We start from the raw sequence: 505 nt of genomic DNA on the forward strand, positions 1-505 counted from the left end.
ATTTAGAATTAAATGGTTGGCTAAAAAATGAATTTTTAACTTGGGAATGGTGGATACTAGTCGTTTTTTTAGTTGTGCCTTGGGTTATATGGGCTAGACTTGTTAAACGAGACATTATTTTAGAAATTTTGTTATTTGGTACCGTAATTATCTTGACAACAACCTTATTAGATGTAGTTGGTGTGCAATATAGTTTTTGGGAGTATCCCATTGCACTCCTACCTATTATTCCTCGGGCCTTTCCTTTTGATTTTTCAATAGTACCTGTAGCTTACATGTTGTTATATCAATATTTTAGAACATGGAAATCTTTTATTTTAGCCCAGATCATTATGGCGCTAACATATGCATATATAGGTGAACCCTTTTGCGAGTGGGTCAAATTTGTTAATTATTTAGAGTGGAGATACAGATATTCATTCATATATTACATCATTCTTGGAATTGTAACTCGAGCTTTAATACTAAAACTAGCCTCTTTATATAAACCTCAAGATCTTAAAAC

General features: G+C 32.1%; 1 protein-coding gene. It reads left to right on the forward strand.

All coding sequences use genetic code 11. The features are described from left to right. Positions 1-505: CBO0543 family protein (locus RB298_RS00395; RefSeq protein ID WP_486045194.1), on the forward strand; the 505-nt coding region annotated here is incomplete at both ends.

The sequence above is a fragment of the Priestia sp. BR_2 genome, from assembly GCF_041954005.1.
GTDB lineage: Bacteria > Bacillota > Bacilli > Paenibacillales > Paenibacillaceae > Paenibacillus_AQ > Paenibacillus_AQ lautus_A.